Here is a 17385-nt window from a genome sequence, read left to right on the forward strand (position 1 = left end):
GTTTTGAGTAATTTGGAGTCAATTGTCATTTCTCTTGCCGATGCCGGGGCGACGCGATCGCTTAGGATTGCTCTCAGTCAATCCCTCCGCGCTGGTAGTGTACTTTTAAGCGTTTTAAATTTTGAGTTTTGAGTAATTTGGAGTCAATTGTCATTTCTCTTGCCGATGCGGCGGCGACGCGATCGCTAGGGATTGCACTCGGTCAATCCCTCCCCGCCGGTAATGTACTTTTATTAGAAGGCGACTTGGGCGCTGGCAAAACCACGCTGGTGCAAGGCATTGGCGAGGGTTTGGGCATTACCGAGCCGATTGTGAGTCCCACCTTCACTCTGATTAACGAGTACGCACAAGGACGCCTCCCCCTGTATCATCTGGATTTATACCGCTTGCAGCCAGAAGAAGTCGAAGCGTTGAATTTAGAAACCTACTGGGAAGGATTCGAGGTGCCTCTGGGAATTGTGGCGATAGAGTGGGCAGAACGGTTGCCATATCAGCCGCCCAGCTTTTTAAGCGTCCATCTAACCTACTGTGCGAATAATGGTCGCCAAGCCAACCTGATTCCAGCGGGTGGGTTTGATTTTAAGTCAATAAAATTTTAAACACAAAGGTTCGCTCTCGTTTAGACACTGATTTATCGCGTCTTTCCTTTGCGTACCTTTGCGCTTACCTTGGCGTACCGAGAGCGTTTAATTATTCGTTAAATGTCAAGGCTTCGCCCCGCACTTCTAGATTTAGCTTCCCGCGCTCATAAACAACCTGACCGCCAACAATGGTGATAGAACAAGGCCATCCCGTCAAATTCAAGCCTTCAAAGGGACTCCAGCCGCATTTGGTTAGCAATTCTTCGCGCAATACTGGACGATAATTGTCCAAATCTACCAGAACTAAATCGGCATCATAACCGGGAGCGATCGCACCTTTTTTGGGAATCTGATACGCCTTAGCGACAGCCGCAGACATCCAGTTGGCAACTTGGGAAACACTACAGCGTCCCTGCATGGCTGAAGTCAGCATCGAGTAGCGCTTGCCAAAGAACTTCGTTGTCGTGGGGCGATCGCAATGGCGGATTCATCTGTGCCAGGGTGCCAATTTTCTCATAAGCACTGGTGTTCAGCAGCAAGTGTTGCGGCGTCACTTCTGCTTTCACTCAGCTCGGTTTATCTTGACGTAATAAATCGGCTTTTTGGACTGTAAACAGATGTAAAATATGCAAGCGTCGCTGATATTTTTTTTATAAATAGAGCGCCAATTCGGTAGCTCAAAGAGCGGCTTGATTATCCTGAATTTGAGAGTGAATGGCTGGATCGTGAATTCCAGCAAATTCTTGTCGTCGCTGGTTTATCCGAGCTTGGTCTTCTGCGTGAACGGCAATTAAGCGATTTCCCTTTGCAAAAATAGACTCCAATACCGTATCTCGATCCACCAGTAATTGACCGTGCATCGACCCCATAAAAATTTTGATTCCACAGGTGGATGCGCCTTTAGAAGATCCGGCAGATTTGCTCCGGTTGCCCCAATAAAAAAGCCATAATTAACTAAGCACTTCTGGGCACCTCGTCGCAACTTATCATCGAGAGCCGCCTGGGTAGTTGTCAGAGGGCGAGTATTGGGCATTTCCAGAAACGACGTTACCCCGCCTTTAGCACAAGCACAACTCGCCGCGAACAAATTTTTTTGTGTTCGAGTCCCGGTTCTCGGAAGTGTACCTGCGGATCGATGACTCCCGGCAACAAAGTCAGACCTTGAACGTCTATCTCTTTATCCACTAGTAGACTATCAGATGCTAGGATTTCCAGATGCTAGGATTTTAGTGCAACCCGGACAATTTCCCGACCCAAGGTTTGCACCTCCCCAACCAAAAATTCACCCGTAGGCAGGAGAATTCGAGCATTGCGAATCAACAGAGAGGGGACAGAAAACATGGTAATCAGTTGTTGATGCAGTAGTTAAGTGTGAGCGACAATTGTATGGTGCGATCGCGCTTTGTCGTAAGATGGCACTTTTCTAAACTGACCATCCAGCAACCGGGTAAACGACAGAAGCTAAATATCTGTAATATTAGCCGGATATATTTAGACAAAATTTGTACACAATATATATAGCTAATCATCCGTCTTCCTTAAAATAAATAATTACCTAGGGAATCAATTTCATTCATTTGCTTGAGTGATTAACCGTTTATGACTGACGTGCAGAATCAACAACCTGACCTCAACCCCCAACCAAAAGCCGAAAATCCTTTCATAGAGGGAATAAAAACGATTGGCTTGAGTGCCATTCTGGCCTTTGGAATTCGCTCTTTTGTGGCGGAAGCACGCTACATTCCTTCGGGTTCAATGCTGCCTACACTACAAATCAATGACCGTCTGATTATAGACAAGGTTAGTTACAACTTCCGCTCTCCGCAGCGGGGCGATATTGTGGTGTTTGCGCCGACCGAAGCGCTAGAAAAGCAAAACTTTCACGATGCTTTTATTAAGCGCGTGATTGGTTTACCTGGGGAAAAGATAGAGGTGAAAGGGGGACGGGTGTATGTCAACGGGAAACCCCTGTCAGAAAAATATATTGAAGAACAGCCACAGTATACCTATGGGCCGGTGACGGTACCAGAAAACTCCTACCTGGTACTGGGTGATAATCGCAACAACAGTTACGACAGCCACTATTGGGGTTTTGTCCCCCGCGAAAAAATTATTGGTCGTGCTGTGGTGCGCTTTTGGCCCCTGCAACGTGCCGGAGAAGTGGATAGCGCTCCAGCTTATACCAAGGAATAGTAGGGAGTAGGGGCGAGTTTCACCAAGATATTTGTGCGTCACTAAACCCCTGGTTCAACCTGCCCCTACAGTTAGATATTTCTTCGGTTTGACTGACTAATTACCCATTACCCAAGTTTGTAAAACCCGACCCGTCAGCGATCGCCCTAGCCAAGGGGTATTTTCTGAGCGGGATTTCAGGGTTTGTCTGTCCGCTGTCCAGCTTAACTGGGGATCAAATAAGACCAGTTCAGCCGGTTGACCGGGCGCGATCGCTGGCGGTTTTTGCTGCAAACACTCCGCCGGATGGGTACTTAAAACCCGCCACAGTTCTAAAGCTGACCAGTCGCCAGTCGCAACAAAGGTGTGCCACAGAAGCGATAAAGCCAACTCTAGACCAATTGCGCCCGCGGGTGCTTCGGAAAAGGCGACCGTTTTCTCTTCGTAGGTGTAGGGAGTATGGTCAATCGCGATCGCGTCTAACACCCCACTCTGTATCCCCTGAATCAGCGCCGCTTGGTCTGAAGAATTGCCGAGAGGGGGTTCTAGTCGCAAGTTTGAGTCGTAACTGCCTACCGCCTCCGTATTGTGCAATAAATGCATCCAGGTAGTACTCGCGGCGATTGGTAAATTCCGCGCCTTGGCATTCGCAATTAGCTCAACGCTGCGAGCAGTGGAAACGCGCATGATATGGACAGGGGTGCGAGTAGCTTCCACCACTTCCAGCAAAGCAGCCAGCGCCGATGTTTCTGCGATCGCTGGGTTTCCTGGCAAGCCAAAGCGAATCGACGCCGTGCCTTCTCTCATCACCCCATTGCCGCTCAAAGCGCGATCGCAAGGCCATAACGCCACAGGTTTTCCTAACGGCTGGAGGTATTCCAACAGGCGGCGCAGCAGCGCTAGATTCTGCACTGGCTGACCGTCTGCAAAGCCTACCACCCCAGCCGCCGCCAGTTCAGCCAGAGATGTCATCTGCTGCCCTTGGATACCGAGCGTCAGCGCCCCCCAAAATTCAATTTTGGATTTTGGCTGTTGGATTTTGGCTTGTTGAAGGTAGGCTAAACCCCCTAAATTGTCGAGAACGGGTAGAGTATCTGGCAAGATTGCCAGCCGAGTAAAGCCCCCGGCTGCTGCCGCATCAACGAGCGAAGCTAAGGTTTCCCGCTCTTCAAAACCAGGCTCACCAGAGTGGCTGTATAAATCTACTAACCCTGGCCCTACGACGAATCCACGACAATCTCGGACAGTCGTGTCAGCGGACAAGTCAGAAATTTCAGTTTCGACTGCTTGGATATAACCGTCAGCAATCAGAATATCGGCAATCTGGTCGGTTCCAGAAACTGGGTCGATGACCCGTACTTGTTGGAGCAGTTCATTCATAATCGTTTCGAGTTTTGAGTTTTGAGTTTTGAGATCAAAAGTTTCTTCATTCAAAACTCAAAATTCATAACTCATCACTCTACAATGCACCGGCAGCCGTTTGATCGAGAACGCCCCCACCTAAGTGAGTTGTGACATTCATCGCTTGCAGCACCGGCGTACTTTCTGGCCCTTGAAGATAGTCGATAACCGTCACTGCCCCGTTCCCCTGCTTAATGCTCCAGAAATTTTCTGGATTTAAACCCAAAAGGTAGCAGAGTAAGACTTTGTTCGTGGCGTCGTGAGCGACCACCAAACCTGTTTTCGGTCGATCTCCAGAATAAGACGCGACCATGTCTTGCCAAGCTGCGATCGCTCTATCCCAAACTTGTTGCAAGTTTTCTCCTTCTGGCATCTGCACCGTCTGCGGAAACTCTCGCCACTGTTGCAGCATCCCCGGATACGACAGCTCGATTTCTTCTTCAAATTTCCCTTCCCACAGCCCGTGACCAATTTCTGCCAAAGGTGCCTGTAGTTCAATCTGGACGTTGGGGTGATATTTCAGAATAATCTCGGCTGTTTCCTTGGGACGCAGCATTGGGCTAGTCACAGCAAAGTCAATCGGTACATCTTTGAGAAATTCTGCTGCCTTCCGGGCTTGTTCTCGACCGTTATCGTTGAGGGGCACATCAATTTGCCCTTGAAAGCGTTTCTGGCGATTCCAGTCGGTTTCCCCGTGGCGTACCAGCAACAAACGGAGTCCGCGATGGCCCGGACGCGGCTTTGGCAGCACTTCTCCCACATGGGCAGTGAGATTCATCGACTCTAATTGCGCCGGTTTGCCCCAACCAGCGGCAAAATTTAGCACGCTGATGCCGCAATTCGACTGTTGAATCGAATGGTAGCGCTGTGGCGATATTCCAATTGCCGTACTGAGCAAAGCCCGGTTGATGCCGTTATGCCCCACAATGAGAATCGTCTCTCCCGGATGGCGGGATAAAGTTTCCTGCCAGAATTGCCGCGCTTGCTCGTAGATGGCTAAGACTGGGAAGTGTTCTTTTAATCCCTCTGGCGTCGGGACGCTCATCCGAAATTCCTGGGGACGCTCATGCCAACATTGGTAATCTTCAGGAAATTTCTCCTGCACTTCCACGGAAAGCATTTTCTGCCAAAGGGGTAAATCGATTTCCATCAAGTTATCGGACGCTGTTAAGGGGGCAGGCGTCGCCAAACTGGATTGAACGATCTCTGCGGTTGCTTTCGCCCGTTGCAGGGGGCTACTGTAAATCGCATCAATTTTCAAGTTACTCAGAGTAGCGCCAAGTTGACGGGCAGTCGCGCGACCTTTTTCCGTCAAAATTGATTCATCACAGCGGCCCTGAATTCTACGCTCACTGTTATAGCTGCTCTGACCATGACGCACGAGAATGACTCGAGTATTCAGGGTGATATCCTCCGTGGAAACTAGCACTGCAAAGACAGCAGCCTACATATTCTTGTTCGCTGGCTCAGCTGGTGAAGAATTAGGTCGGCTCTGCCTCAGTTTGGTAAGGTAAAGTTCCCCTAATGCTCTAGGCGAGAAATCTACGCCCATCATCAAGAGCAAAAAGGTTCAGGAGAATTTTAACCTGTCCCGGACACGCATCTAAGATATTCCTCATAGGTGCCGTGACACTTAGAGCCTACAGGAGTTTTCATGACAATTAAGCGGTTGCTTTTGGGATTGCTGACAATTTTGGCTTTGTTTCTGATTACCCACTCATTACTGGATAGCTGGAATCAGCCTCAGATTCAAGGTCGCCTGGAACTGTACCAAACGAATTTGTTACTCCAAGCGAGTGAGTGGCAGGGCGACAAAGCTGGTGATGCCAATTTGAAAAACGCCCGGAACGCTCTTTTAGGTGAAGACCCTTTAAGAACTGCCCAAAAGCAGTATGAGGAGGCGCGTTCGGAGGATCGAGCCACTCTGGAAAAGCTGCAAGGACAGCTCGAAAAGCTGAAATCGGAAGCCGATTTGAATCCCAATGCAGTCAGATCGCAGCCGCAATTACCAGCGTCAATCAACAAGGTAAAAAAGCTGATTGCTGAGCTTGACTTGCGGTTGGGAATTTTACAAGCTCAACAAGGACAAACAGACGCGGCGATTAAAACTTGGACGGAATTAATTAATCGGTCTAAACAGGAAGCGGCGAGCGAGTTACAGACTAAGCCAGCGGCGATTTTGGTGGGACTTTGGAGCGAGCCACCCAGTCTGATGTTGGATGCCCAGCCGCAAATTCAAGAGCATTTAGACGGCTGGTTCCGCGATCGCGCTTTGAAAAAACTCTACCAAGTACAAGAGCGTCAGGAGGCGCTGGCGGCACTCCAGGCACGAGAACAGGAACGCGCTGAAGCTGCAATTGTAAAATTAGCGATTGTCGGAGCAATCCCCCTAGCAGGAGTATTGATGGGATTAGGATTGCTGATTTTCCTGGTAATGGGAGTGCTAATTAAGGGAAAAGAAGCCATCCTCGCTCAAAATGCCGATGTCCCCTGGACAACTCCTTGGAATGCCGAAATTATTTGGCAGGTGTTTGTCGTGGGCTTTTTCTTTATCGGTCAATTTCTGCTGCCGCTCTTTTTTAGCTTACTGCCCCTAAATCGAGCCAGCTTTGATATTCGGACACAAGCGGCTTTTGTTCTGGTGAGTTATGCAACATTGGCGTTCGAGTGTCTGCTGGTTCTGTATTTATCCATCCGCTCTTTTTTACCGTTGCCAGAAGGTTGGTTTCGATTCAATTGGCGGGGAAACTGGATTCTTTGGGGATTAGGCGGCTATTTAGTGGCGCTGCCTCTGGTGATTGTGGTGTCGCTGATTAACCAAAAGCTGTGGCAAGGACAGGGGGGCAGCAATCCAATTTTACCGATTGCTCTAGAGGGGCAAGATAGTGTGGCGCTGGCGATCTTTTTCTTGACGGCGGCGGTGGCAGCACCATTGTTTGAGGAGTTCTTGTTTCGCGGTTTTCTGTTGCCGTCCCTCACCCGTTATATGCCCGTTTGGGGAGCGATCGCGCTCAGTAGTTTGTTCTTTGCGATTGTTCACCTGAATCTCTCGGAAATCTTACCCCTGGCGACGTTGGGAATGGTTTTGGGAGTGGTTTATACGCGATCGCGCAACCTCCTTGCACCGATACTCCTCCACTCTCTCTGGAATGGTGGCACTTTGCTGAGTCTTTTCCTCTTGGGTAGTGGATCTGCGTGATGTTTCCTTCCAGTCATTGTTAAGAAGAATCAATGCTTTCCGTCTTGTGATAGATGCGTTACCCAACTGGGAACACTAAAAGCGGAAAGCAAATTTTTCAAGGGTTCACACAAATGAGGGATGGAAACTCTACTGATGCCAGCAAAAAAATCGCCGCTGGAGTCTGCGGGATTCTTATCGGGGCTTTAGGTATCCATAAGTTTGTTCTTGGCTATAACACAGAAGGCATCATCATGTTGCTGGTTAGCCTGCTTACCTGTGGAATCGGTTCGCCAATTATGGGCATTATTGGTTTGATCGAGGGAATAACTTATTTGACAAAATCTGACGAAGAATTCGTCAGCACTTACCTTGTTAGCAAGAAGGGTTGGTTTTAGATCGACCCCTGCGAGAGCGCTTGGGTAGACGCTAGCTTAACTTGAGCCATGTCTAAATTATCTCGCTCTAATCTGTCTAGCAATGCTCGACGGATTCGCTGGTTGATATTAGGAATATGTTCAGCACCTCTAGTGGGAACCTACTTTTATAACCAAGGATATAAAGTAACGTTCCTAGTTTGCCCAATTCGGCACTTTACAGGGATTCCTTGTCCTACGTGTGGCATGACTCGGTCTTTTATGGCAATTGTGCGAGGAGATTGGAGTTGCGCCTTAGCAGAACACCTGTTCGGCCCGGTTTTATTCGCTGCCTTTTTGATTGCAACAGTTCATATTACACTTGAACTAATCGCGGGACGTAAAATCGCCGTCTTGTATGTTCAAATGCTTAGGACCCGAAAGCTACAGGTGCTGAGCCTACTTCTAATTTTAAGCTACCATGCGTTGCGCTTGTATTATTTATCAAAGTCTGGAGAACTATATCTTGCCTTGGTTCATTCACCATTGGGTCAGCTATTTTTTTGAGGAATTCATGCTTGTGTAAAAAGTTTGGTTTTTAGGTCAAATTATTTGCGATCGCTTGTTTGTATTTTGTCGTTTTTGCAACGATAAATTTAACAGATAGAGCAATATTTTATTCATGTTTAAATTAAGTTCTTCTGTAAATCTTTCTCCTGACTTAATATGCTAATACGCAAACCCAAAAAACTGATTTTACCCATGTTCCTAGCTTTGTTAGGTATGGGATATTTCAGTGTAATGTCTAGCTTAGAGATTAACTTCTTCTTTAGGGGCTATGCCGCGCTCATGCCAATGCAGGCTCTAGCACTGGTCTACGTGATGTATCTTCGCTGGAGTAGCCGTTGACCGTTCGCGGGTAACTAACTTAAAAAAGATTAAGAATTTTTGCGCGATCGCCCAGACTTTCGCCTACCCTCAAAATAGAGACGCCAGAACAATCCGGCGTTGAGGTGTCGTGGAAAGTCCCAAGATTCTCTATGCAATCCCCCCAAACCGTAGTCGCTACCCCTGCATCGCCCGTAGAGACGATCGCCTTGGATGTCACAGGCATGAAATGTGCAGGCTGCGTGAAAGCGGTAGAAAAGCAGCTAACCCAGCATCCAGGCGTCGTTTCTGCCCGCGTTAATCTGGTGACAGAAGTCGCTGTCGTAGAATGCGAAGCGGGTGCGATTGACCCGGTTGCGTTAGCCGAACAGGTGACAGAAGCCGGATTTCCGACCCAGCCTCGTCTCGCCACTAAAACAGGCGAAAAAGCAAAAGAGGCTCTGAGTCCAGCAGAACGGCACGCCCTAGAAAATCGCCAGCAGTTGAGGCAATTAGTTATTGCGGGCGTTCTGATTGTGCTGTCGGCAATGGGTCATCTTAATCAACACTTCATCTCTTTTCCCGCTTATTTTTCACCCCTGACCAACATTTGGTTTCACTGGGGATTAGCAACGGCAGCGTTACTCTTTCCTGGACGCCAGATATTAGTCGATGGGTGGCGGGGCTTGCGGCGAAATGCTCCCAATATGAACACCCTGGTGGCGCTAGGAACGCTTACAGCTTACACGGCTAGCTGCGTGGCGTTGCTATTCCCTCAGCTCGGTTGGGAATGTTTCTTTGATGAGCCGGTCATGCTGTTAGGCTTTATCCTGCTAGGGCGCACCTTGGAGCAACGGGCAAGAGGTCGTGCCGCCGCAGCCTTTCAGGCATTGTTGGCGCTCCAGCCGAAAGTTGCTCGTTTAATTGCCAATCCTACGGCTGCTGGCTCTACGCCCAGAGCCAAGGGGAACGACTTCGGGGGCATTGAAATCCCCGTTGAGCAAGTCCGAGTAGGTGAATGGTTGCGGGTTTTGCCGGGAGAACAGATCCCGGTCGATGCAGAAGTGGTGGCGGGTCAGACAACGGTGAATGAGTCAATGTTGACTGGGGAGCCGGTTCCAGTCGTGAAGCAACCGGGAGACTCGGTGGCGGCTGGGACGCTGAATCAGTCGGGAGCGATCGCGATCAAGGCAACTCGCACCGGCAAGGACACGACTCTGGCGCAAATTGTCGCCCTGGTCGAAGAAGCCCAAATCCGGAAAGCTCCCGTGCAGCTATTGGCGGATACGGTGGCGGGGTACTTCACCTACGGCGTTCTGGCAGCAGCAACCTTCACGTTTTTATTTTGGTACTTCATCGGCTCTCAACTTTGGCCTGATGTCACGATGTTGAGCGCAGTCGGGGTAGAAAGCCACTCAGCCATGCACGCAGTCATGCACCATGCCAGCGGCATGGGCGGGGAAACCCCACCTCTACAGCACTCAGCTTTGTTACTCAGTTTAAAGCTAGCAATTTCTGTCTCCGTCATCGCTTGCCCCTGCGCTTTAGGCTTAGCGACCCCCACGGCAATTTTGGTGGGAACGGGTCTGGGGGCAGAAAGAGGGCTGTTGATCAAAGGCGGCGACGTGCTGGAACGGGTACACCACCTGGATATCGTGGTATTTGATAAGACGGGCACTCTTACCACGGGTCATCCTGTCGTTACTGATTACTTGCCGGTAGGGAATTTCCTCCCAGAAATCCTCCTCCAACTGGCGGCGGCGGCAGAAAGTGGCACCACCCATCCCCTCGCGGAGGCAATTGGGGAAGAAGCACACCGCCAAGAGTTAACGATTCCCACTGCCGAGGAGTTTTATACGGAACCGGGACTAGGGGTATCGGCTTTGGTCGAAGGCGTGCGGGTTTTACTGGGGAATGCAGACTGGTTGACTCAGCAAGGGATTTCCCTAAGCGAGTCAGAACAAAACCAGGCTCAGCAACTAGCCTCTGCGGGTAAAACGGTGGTTTATGTCGCCGCTGACGGTCAATTAGCGGGGTTGATTGGCGTCACCGATACCCTCCGACCGGATGCGAAAGCAACGGTGTCTCGCCTGCGGCAAATGGGATTGCGGGTGATGCTGCTGACTGGAGATCGGCTGGAAGCAGCTAGGGCGATCGCGTCTCAGTTGGAACTTAATCCAGACTCGGATGTCTTAGCAGATGTCCGTCCAGACGCCAAAGCCGCCGCGATTGCCCAGCTACAAGCTCAGGGTCAACACGTCGCAATGGTTGGTGATGGCATCAACGATGCCCCCGCTTTGGCACAAGCAGATGTTGGCATTTCCCTCCAAGGGGGAACCGATGTCGCCATTGAAACTGCTCAAATTGTTCTGATGCGCGATCGCCTTCTGGATGTTGTCAAGTCAATCCAGCTTTCCCGTGCGACTTTCAACAAAATCCGCCAAAATCTATTTTGGGCGTTTGCCTACAACACCATCTCCTTGCCCGTCGCTGCGGGTGTGCTGCTACCCACTTTTGGGCTGGTTCTCAGCCCATCTGCTGCTGGAGCATTAATGGCTTTTAGTTCTGTCAGTGTTGTCACGAACTCGCTTTTACTCCGTAAATCTCTCTCTACTGACAACTAATTGAGTCCAGGTGGGTTTATCAGTCGGATTGGTTTCTTTCAAATATCTTAATTAAACTCGCTTTTCCACAACTGCCAACGAACAATTGACCGCTAACCCGGTGTGCCACAATATGATAGAGGAGATTATAACCCTCCAAACACATCAAGCCTGCTCCAAGCTGACGACACTGGCTTCAGGGAAGGCGAGGGTGTTACGCTGGAGTCCTGCCAACCTCCGCCAAAGCGCCTCTTGTTTTCCTCAAGATAATGCTCGGTCGAGTGTTGATATTCAGGGTGCAGGCACAGGCGCTTATCCCGCCGGTTGAGAATGGTGCCACTGTTAGTCTAAGTAACTGTTTTTCACAAACCAACCGCCCTCTCTTAAATAATTTTTCAATGGCTGTAAAACTGCATCTGAACCATATATTGATTATTGAAGATGATCAGGGACGTAAGGAGTTTCCCTTAGAAAAGCCGGAATATTGCATTGGCAGAGACCAGAAGTGCGATATCCGGTTGTACTCCCAATTTGTATCGCGTCGGCACGCAACTTTAGTGCAAAAATTGCGTGCGGATGGCTCTTACTATTATCGAATTGTCGATGGCGACAAAGGCAAGCCCAGCGCCAATGGTCTGTTGATCAATGGTCGAAAACTCCAAGCTCACGATCTCGAAGATGAAGATGAGATTGTGTTTGGGCCGCAAGTGCGGGCACGCTACTTCCACCTGAAGCGAGAATCCATTCCCACGGGACCTCCAGATGAGTGGGACATTACCCTGATTAGTCCCAATATGGTTGGCGATGGGGAAGAACCTTAATTTTCTCCATGAAAATCTCGCCTGAGAACTTCCCAGGGGGAAGCTTGTCTATCCGGCGACGCTTTCAACTAGTTGCCAATGGCGATTTTCCGCGATCGCCTGATGCACCTGATAGAACATCTGGTGGCAGTGGTTGTCCACTTGCAGGGGCAACTCTTCGTTTTTCACTACAAAATTCATCCGCACTTCTCGGTCGGTAGCGGTCGATTTATCGATGAGCACTTCCACCGTCACCAGCTTGGCAAAAGAGACGTGACCCGGTATCTCGCGAGCCATCAAGTAGTCTCCAGTGTTGTAGATAATATCGAAATTACAGGACTCCAAAACTTCTATGAGCACCTGCTGGAGACGCTCAAGGGGAACTGCAACGATAAATGAACAAGTATAACGAGCCATAAAAAATCCCCGACGTCATATCCCTCGACCCTCTTATCATACCGAACCTTCGTTTCGGGTCAGAAAGGAATGCTTGCTTCTAAGGCTAGAGCCATCACCCAGCCTTTATCAGCTTCCAGCATACCAGTCGCTCCTCCGGAAGAACTAAGTAGGGAAGTTACCAAAAGCACGGGGTGGGGTTGACTGATACTTTGGAAGAATGAAGGATGAGTGGGTAGTGGATTCATCGGTTCTGGTGAGCCACATCCCGATCTTGAGCAAGAAAAAAGGGCTGTGATGATAAGGATTGGGGAATGCAGGGCAAGCTGATTGTGTTTGAGGGAGTGGAAGGAAGCGGTAAAACAACTCAGATGCAGCGATCGCGCGATTGGCTTCTGGAAAAGATGAAGGCAGAATCTCCGATTTTCTCGCAGGTGGCGATCACCAGAGAGCCAGGGGGTACAGAATTGGGTAAAGCTTTGCGCCGCTTGTTGCTCGAAGGGACTCTGACCCACCCAATTCAAGACCGGACAGAACTATTGTTGTATGCAGCAGACCGCTCGCAGCACGTTGAGGAGGTACTAAAACCAATCCTGACGGCGGGAGGAATTATTTTGTGCGATCGTTACACCGATTCCACTATCGCCTATCAAGGCTATGGTCGAGGTCTTAGCCTATCTTTAATCGAGAAGATATGCCAAATGGCGACAGACGGGCTGGAAAGCGACCTCACCCTGTGGCTAGATGTTGACGTTGAAATAGGTCTAGCACGCGCTAAAGCCAGGGGAGCCGCCGACCGAATGGAGCAAGCAGAATTGGCGTTCCACCAACGGGTACAGCAGGGGTTTAGAGCCTTAGCAGCAGCCCATCCCCAGCGGATTGTTCGGGTAGATGCCAGTGGCATTGAGGCAGAAGTCCAAGGGCAAATTCAGGCTATCTTGACTCAACGGCTTCGGGAATGGTCTCTAGAAAATTAAAAATCTATAATTCCTTCCCTGGCAGTGGCTATTAAACTATCAAGACAATTTTTGAGGGTTGGTTCCAGACGCCATATATCGCGTCTCTAGGGTAAATGGTACTGCTTGCAATTTTTTTGAATTTTGCCTTTCTTTGCGGTTAAATGGATTTTTTTGCGGAACTTGTCGGACAAAACCGAGCGGTTGAGTTACTAACTCAGGCAGTGGCTCAAAATAGGATTGCTCCTGCCTATCTATTTGCGGGTCCCGAAGGCATCGGACGCAGCATGGCGGCTCAGTGCTTTGTAGACCTTTTGTTCTGTGCCAACCTACCCGCAACTGAGCCAGATGCCCCCGAATCTCCTGTGATTAAGGAAGGAAGCAAGGGGAGTATTGCGTCTATCAAAAACCGCTTGCGTCAGGGCAATCATCCAGACTTATTTTGGGTGCAACCGACCTATCTGCATCAGGGTCAACGATTATCTGCCGCCGAAGCCGCCGAAGCGGGTGTCAAGCGCAAGGCTCCGCCGCAAATCCGGCTGGAGCAAATTCGGGAAATTACCCAATTTCTGGGACGTTCGGCGCTGGAGGCACCGCGATCGCTGGTTGTGCTGGAACAAGCAGAAACGATGGCAGAAGCGGCGGCAAATGCCTTACTCAAAACCCTGGAAGAACCGGGACGAGCAACGCTGGTTTTAATCGCACCAACGCCGTCGTCGTTGTTACCAACGCTGGTATCGCGCTGTCAGCACATTCCTTTCTATGGTTTAGACTCGGCGGCAATGGAGCAGGTGTTGCGGAAGACGGGTCACGAAGAGATTTTGGAGCATCCGACGGTGTTAGCGATCGCGCAAGGCAGTCCGGGAAATGCGATCGCTTCCTGGGAGCAACTCCAAACGATTCCCCAAGACTTACTTCAGGACGTTATCCATCTGCCGAAATCGCTTCGTGACGCCCTTGAACTTGCCAAACGGATTGATAAAACTCTCGATACAGAAGCCCAACTGTGGTTAGTTGATTATCTACAGCACACTTACTGGCAGCAATTCTTGAACGGTGTAATTCATAAATTGCCCCTCGAGCAACTCGAAAAAGCCCGCCAATCTCTCCTGAGTTATGCTCAACCGCGACTTGTCTGGGAAGTAACGCTATTAGAAATGATTTAAGCCACCATTTGAGAGGAAAAAATTGCCTTAACTCTCTTCAGATGAGGGCTTAAATTCAGGGGAATGGGGGCTTTTAATTTTTTCTTTTGCGTCTGGTTGCTGGCAGGCAATCATGGTTGTGATGTGTTCTTTTTCGTCATTGCGGATGGCAACGAACACATCGTAAAGATTCTCAATTTTTGGGCGACGCTCCCTTGGTGTATGAGAGATTTGAAAATCATCAAACATGTAAAGATCGCCCTCGTGGTAGTAATCAATTGCTATCTGTGGAGCTGGCTGAGTTTTGAGTTCAGCCTCATGCTCTGTTAGAAATTTATCGTAGGTGTGGTAAGCACCTTCTTCGACTAACTGATTAAAGTAGTAAGCCGATCTGGGAGCAATCATGTATACAAAGACTAGAATCCAGTAGTAAGCCAGGACGCCAATCCGAGCAATCATGCGATCGCTCCACGATTTCCCCCCACCCAATGCTTCGATGATGCGGAGATGATGCAACTCATTCCAGGACTCAGCAAAGTGAACCTTGATCCAATCAGCATAAGGCCACGCGCCGAGACTTTCATAGAGATGAAGAACCGACAAATAAGCAAAACAAGGAACGCGAGCGATCGTTTCCAAGACATAAAATCTTGCATACCATCGCTCTTGGTAAAAAGTTTTTAAAATAAATTCTAAGAAACTAACGAGTAAACGAATCATTCTCCTAGTCTGCTTTTAAAACGACTAATAATTATAAACTCATGGATTAAGTATAAATAAATGTAAAATAATTGACAAACCAAGTAACCCGATTGATGTAGTGCAGGGGGTTAGCTGATATTGAATTTTTATACCTACCTAATACTCACCTACTGAGACTGCCGGACATCTACTGTGCGGACAACACTTATTGACCAGATTGTTCCACTAATTTTTTCAGACGCAGATATGCCTCTTCTGGGGTGAGCGGTTCAGATTCGGTTTCGTTAGGAATATAGAATTGGCTGCTATCTGGAAAGTAGCGGACGACAAAACTAGGGATAAGACCTAATTTTAGAGCTTTTTTTCCAAATTGCTCTGCTGTTTCCGAAAGGGTCAATTCATCATGGAACTGAGGTTGAGTCATAATCTTTTTGTCTCCTCAATAGTGTTTATAAATATAAACTAATAGGGACGCTAAGTTACAAAAGCTCAGGCAATAGCGCCACCAAGTGTAATTTACAAACATTCCCTTAAAAGGGAAGCTGGGAGTTTACTAAGCAGAGGGTTCGACAAGGAAGGGTTAACAAAAGCGCGATAGCGTTAGCGAAGCGAGGCGTTAGCCTAGCGCTGACTTGTCAGTTCGCCATCCGACTTAGCGTTTCCGGAGGATAATCGCTGTTTCCCTGACCGTGTAGTACCGTGTAGAAACTCCCAGAGGGAGATTGCCATTCATTTGTTGTCCTTATTAACCAAGTTAATCCCTACCCCTTCCCTGAACTTCTACCGGAGGAGTGGGCATTACGTTAAATCTCTTGGTGATCTTATATACCAACCACTGAATGGTAGATTTCGGACAGTTTTCTTAGTTGACTTCTTCCTCGCACATCGTCAACACGCTTGGCTTGCAGCGTTTGATGGTGACTTCGATCCCGCCAGCTTTTTCACTTTGGATATCTTCAATATAGCCAGGGCACGCAGTTGCTGCTTCAGCGGAGTTGTGAAAGGGACCAAAATAGTAGATACAGCGAGGCTCAGTAGTGGCAATTTCCACCCACCAAGACATTCGGAGACCTTGTGCAAATCCTGTCAAGACCTCTTTGATTGTTTTGAGCAGTGCCATAGGAAGTGATAACTAAGAGAATTAGGGATTAGACAAACTAGACAGAGGCATTGAAATTCTCGTTTGAACTGAATGACAGTTCTGCCCAGCTCGATAGGATAACCTGGCAGTCGGCTCATAGTTGTACGATTCTGCTTTCATACAACTGCGTCACTGTACTCAGATGCGATCGCCAAATTGATATTTTATATCTTTTAGAAAACCTCAAAGAATATCAAACACAAAATTTGTTCTTGAATTCTAGTTTAACGGATGCAACTTGGCACAAGTGTATGCAATACAACCTTAAAGTTCAAGATATTGCTGAATAATCAATAAACCCTGACATTAGCAGCGTAACTGTTGACCATCACTAGCTTTCTGTTTTTGGGATATTTGCTCCCACGCCTAGTTCTTTTTTACTTGTCTTTAACTGCTTCCACAGAGACTTAATATCCTTGTATGCCTGTTCGGAAGAAATCTTACCTCCGGTTTGCAACGCAGATATATAAGAAATTTTTTGTGCAAATTCCTGTAAATTCGCATTAAAAGCTAGCTCCTCTGGAGTGAAACGACCCCAATAACGACTCTGGGGGTAGAGAAAGCTTAATTTATTGAGATTCTCTGGCATGGTACAACGCTCTGAATTAATTTTATAGTTAATCAACAGGTAGGCTAATTAAAGATTACTTGCCTGCACTCAATTATTTATAAATCGGTAATAAAAAACCATTACTTATTCCCATCATCTACAAAAAATCTTGCTTTTTAGAGCATTCTTTAAGATTTTAGCTTTATAAAGTCTACTGTTATTTATACCCCTAGTTTTAGTAGTCTAGGAAATACTGATATTTCGCGAACGCGACAGTGGCGAGGTAAGGTGGGAAGCTTCCAAATACAAAGCGAACTGTAATCTGGGTGTGGGAAGGTTAATCGCTGGCGTTGATTGGTATCTTCTTCTGTGGCTAATGATGAAGAAGTCTGGAAGTTTTTCAAAACGCAATGGGGCGATGACACAGATAGGGAAACTTCTTGTTTTTGCATACAAAAACTGCTAGGGCAGTTTGCCCAACTCCGTAAGAATGCACCTTTGGAACTTTACCCGTTACTGTTTTACCAAACTTCTACC

General features: G+C 48.3%; 19 protein-coding genes and 1 pseudogene. 11 read left to right on the forward strand and 9 right to left on the reverse strand.

What is annotated here, in order from left to right; translation table 11 throughout:
- Positions 1-3: 3 nt before the first annotated feature.
- A complete protein-coding gene (locus H6F52_RS26060; protein ID WP_277878299.1) occupies positions 4-132 on the forward strand; it encodes a hypothetical protein in 129 nt (42 codons plus the stop codon).
- Between the two features lie 14 nt (positions 133-146).
- The gene (gene tsaE / locus H6F52_RS09235; RefSeq protein WP_190414157.1) at positions 147-599 is read left to right on the forward strand and encodes a tRNA (adenosine(37)-N6)-threonylcarbamoyltransferase complex ATPase subunit type 1 TsaE; all 453 of its coding nucleotides are present in this window, start codon (positions 147-149) and stop codon (positions 597-599) included.
- Positions 600-690: 91 nt separating this feature from the next.
- Here tsaE and H6F52_RS09240 read toward each other — a convergent pair.
- Positions 691-1922 (reverse strand): annotated as a pseudogene (locus H6F52_RS09240) (amidohydrolase family protein).
- A 258-nt stretch (positions 1923-2180) separates the two neighbouring features.
- Here H6F52_RS09240 and lepB point away from each other — a divergent pair.
- Complete coding sequence (lepB, locus tag H6F52_RS09245) at positions 2181-2774, forward strand: signal peptidase I (protein WP_190414052.1); 594 nt, start codon at positions 2181-2183, stop codon at positions 2772-2774.
- 96 nt (positions 2775-2870) lie between these two features.
- Here the strand turns inward: lepB and H6F52_RS09250 are convergent, their stop codons facing one another.
- Together H6F52_RS09250 and H6F52_RS09255 are read right to left on the reverse strand one after the other, a co-directional pair.
- On the reverse strand, positions 2871-4136 hold the full coding sequence (locus H6F52_RS09250; protein ID WP_190534181.1) for a dihydroorotase: 1266 nt from the start codon (positions 4134-4136) through the stop codon (positions 2871-2873).
- A 76-nt stretch (positions 4137-4212) separates the two neighbouring features.
- Complete coding sequence (locus tag H6F52_RS09255; protein WP_190534182.1) at positions 4213-5556, reverse strand: histidine phosphatase family protein; 1344 nt, start codon at positions 5554-5556, stop codon at positions 4213-4215.
- Positions 5557-5808: 252 nt separating this feature from the next.
- Between H6F52_RS09255 and H6F52_RS09260 the strand changes: the two genes are divergently transcribed.
- The 6 genes from H6F52_RS09260 to H6F52_RS09285 all read left to right on the forward strand — a co-directional run bounded on the left by H6F52_RS09260 (position 5809) and on the right by H6F52_RS09285 (position 11979).
- Positions 5809-7353: a CPBP family glutamic-type intramembrane protease gene (locus tag H6F52_RS09260; protein ID WP_190533987.1), complete on the forward strand. Its 1545-nt coding sequence runs from the start codon at positions 5809-5811 to the stop codon at positions 7351-7353.
- A 113-nt stretch (positions 7354-7466) separates the two neighbouring features.
- On the forward strand, positions 7467-7730 hold the full coding sequence (locus H6F52_RS09265; protein ID WP_190414164.1) for a TM2 domain-containing protein: 264 nt from the start codon (positions 7467-7469) through the stop codon (positions 7728-7730).
- Between the two features lie 48 nt (positions 7731-7778).
- Complete coding sequence (locus tag H6F52_RS09270; RefSeq protein ID WP_199292049.1) at positions 7779-8255, forward strand: DUF2752 domain-containing protein; 477 nt, start codon at positions 7779-7781, stop codon at positions 8253-8255.
- Between the two features lie 473 nt (positions 8256-8728).
- The gene (locus H6F52_RS09275) at positions 8729-11179 is read left to right on the forward strand and encodes a heavy metal translocating P-type ATPase (protein ID WP_190533990.1); all 2451 of its coding nucleotides are present in this window, start codon (positions 8729-8731) and stop codon (positions 11177-11179) included.
- Between the two features lie 112 nt (positions 11180-11291).
- Positions 11292-11486, forward strand: a complete 195-nt coding sequence (locus H6F52_RS09280) for a hypothetical protein (protein WP_190438021.1) — start codon at positions 11292-11294, stop codon at positions 11484-11486.
- A 70-nt stretch (positions 11487-11556) separates the two neighbouring features.
- Positions 11557-11979 (forward strand): FHA domain-containing protein, encoded by a 423-nt coding sequence (locus H6F52_RS09285; RefSeq protein ID WP_190414059.1) that lies wholly within the window; start codon positions 11557-11559, stop codon positions 11977-11979.
- Between the two features lie 48 nt (positions 11980-12027).
- Here H6F52_RS09285 and H6F52_RS09290 read toward each other — a convergent pair whose 3' ends face one another.
- Together H6F52_RS09290 and H6F52_RS09295 are read right to left on the reverse strand one after the other, a co-directional pair.
- The gene (locus tag H6F52_RS09290) at positions 12028-12375 is read right to left on the reverse strand and encodes a hypothetical protein (RefSeq protein WP_190414060.1); all 348 of its coding nucleotides are present in this window, start codon (positions 12373-12375) and stop codon (positions 12028-12030) included.
- Between the two features lie 59 nt (positions 12376-12434).
- Complete coding sequence (locus H6F52_RS09295; protein ID WP_190527336.1) at positions 12435-12602, reverse strand: hypothetical protein; 168 nt, start codon at positions 12600-12602, stop codon at positions 12435-12437.
- Positions 12603-12668: 66 nt separating this feature from the next.
- On the opposite strand from H6F52_RS09295, the gene tmk reads away from it, so the two are divergent.
- Both tmk and H6F52_RS09305 read left to right on the forward strand, forming a co-directional pair.
- Positions 12669-13331, forward strand: coding sequence for a dTMP kinase (gene tmk, locus H6F52_RS09300; protein ID WP_190533993.1), 663 nt, complete (start codon positions 12669-12671; stop codon positions 13329-13331).
- A gap of 143 nt (positions 13332-13474) precedes the next feature.
- Entirely contained in the window at positions 13475-14476 is a 1002-nt protein-coding gene (locus H6F52_RS09305; protein ID WP_190533996.1) for a DNA polymerase III subunit delta', read from the forward strand.
- 27 nt (positions 14477-14503) lie between these two features.
- Here H6F52_RS09305 and H6F52_RS09310 read toward each other — a convergent pair whose 3' ends face one another.
- The 4 genes from H6F52_RS09310 to H6F52_RS09330 all read right to left on the reverse strand — a co-directional run bounded on the left by H6F52_RS09310 (position 14504) and on the right by H6F52_RS09330 (position 16887).
- A complete protein-coding gene (locus H6F52_RS09310; RefSeq protein WP_190414066.1) occupies positions 14504-15175 on the reverse strand; it encodes an alternative oxidase in 672 nt (223 codons plus the stop codon).
- 187 nt (positions 15176-15362) lie between these two features.
- Positions 15363-15581: a hypothetical protein gene (locus tag H6F52_RS09315; protein ID WP_190414068.1), complete on the reverse strand. Its 219-nt coding sequence runs from the start codon at positions 15579-15581 to the stop codon at positions 15363-15365.
- 438 nt (positions 15582-16019) lie between these two features.
- Positions 16020-16277, reverse strand: a complete 258-nt coding sequence (locus tag H6F52_RS09320) for a DUF1816 domain-containing protein (protein WP_190414070.1) — start codon at positions 16275-16277, stop codon at positions 16020-16022.
- Positions 16278-16629: 352 nt separating this feature from the next.
- Positions 16630-16887 carry a hypothetical protein gene (locus tag H6F52_RS09330; RefSeq protein WP_190533998.1) on the reverse strand — a complete coding sequence of 86 codons (258 nt, stop codon included), beginning with the start codon at positions 16885-16887 and terminating at the stop codon, positions 16630-16632.
- Positions 16888-17385: the final 498 nt, after the last annotated feature.

This window comes from Coleofasciculus sp. FACHB-542, assembly GCF_014695825.1.
Taxonomy (GTDB): Bacteria; Cyanobacteriota; Cyanobacteriia; order Cyanobacteriales; family FACHB-T130; genus FACHB-T130.

What these genes read in the sequence shown, in the direction of transcription:
- H6F52_RS09320 (WP_190414070.1), bottom strand. Translation starts at nt 16,277, where the DNA reads ATGGCACTGCTCAAAACAATCAAAGAGGTCTTGACAGGATTTGCACAA.
- H6F52_RS09290 (WP_190414060.1), bottom strand. Translation starts at nt 12,375, where the DNA reads ATGGCTCGTTATACTTGTTCATTTATCGTTGCAGTTCCCCTTGAGCGT.
- lepB (WP_190414052.1), top strand. Translation starts at nt 2,181, where the DNA reads ATGACTGACGTGCAGAATCAACAACCTGACCTCAACCCCCAACCAAAA.
- H6F52_RS09310 (WP_190414066.1), bottom strand. Translation starts at nt 15,175, where the DNA reads ATGATTCGTTTACTCGTTAGTTTCTTAGAATTTATTTTAAAAACTTTT.
- H6F52_RS09260 (WP_190533987.1), top strand. Translation starts at nt 5,809, where the DNA reads ATGACAATTAAGCGGTTGCTTTTGGGATTGCTGACAATTTTGGCTTTG.
- H6F52_RS09275 (WP_190533990.1), top strand. Translation starts at nt 8,729, where the DNA reads ATGCAATCCCCCCAAACCGTAGTCGCTACCCCTGCATCGCCCGTAGAG.
- tmk (WP_190533993.1), top strand. Translation starts at nt 12,669, where the DNA reads ATGCAGGGCAAGCTGATTGTGTTTGAGGGAGTGGAAGGAAGCGGTAAA.
- H6F52_RS09315 (WP_190414068.1), bottom strand. Translation starts at nt 15,581, where the DNA reads ATGACTCAACCTCAGTTCCATGATGAATTGACCCTTTCGGAAACAGCA.
- H6F52_RS09265 (WP_190414164.1), top strand. Translation starts at nt 7,467, where the DNA reads ATGAGGGATGGAAACTCTACTGATGCCAGCAAAAAAATCGCCGCTGGA.
- H6F52_RS09295 (WP_190527336.1), bottom strand. Translation starts at nt 12,602, where the DNA reads ATGAATCCACTACCCACTCATCCTTCATTCTTCCAAAGTATCAGTCAA.
- H6F52_RS09305 (WP_190533996.1), top strand. Translation starts at nt 13,475, where the DNA reads ATGGATTTTTTTGCGGAACTTGTCGGACAAAACCGAGCGGTTGAGTTA.
- H6F52_RS09270 (WP_199292049.1), top strand. Translation starts at nt 7,779, where the DNA reads ATGTCTAAATTATCTCGCTCTAATCTGTCTAGCAATGCTCGACGGATT.
- H6F52_RS09280 (WP_190438021.1), top strand. Translation starts at nt 11,292, where the DNA reads ATGATAGAGGAGATTATAACCCTCCAAACACATCAAGCCTGCTCCAAG.
- H6F52_RS09285 (WP_190414059.1), top strand. Translation starts at nt 11,557, where the DNA reads ATGGCTGTAAAACTGCATCTGAACCATATATTGATTATTGAAGATGAT.
- H6F52_RS09330 (WP_190533998.1), bottom strand. Translation starts at nt 16,887, where the DNA reads ATGCCAGAGAATCTCAATAAATTAAGCTTTCTCTACCCCCAGAGTCGT.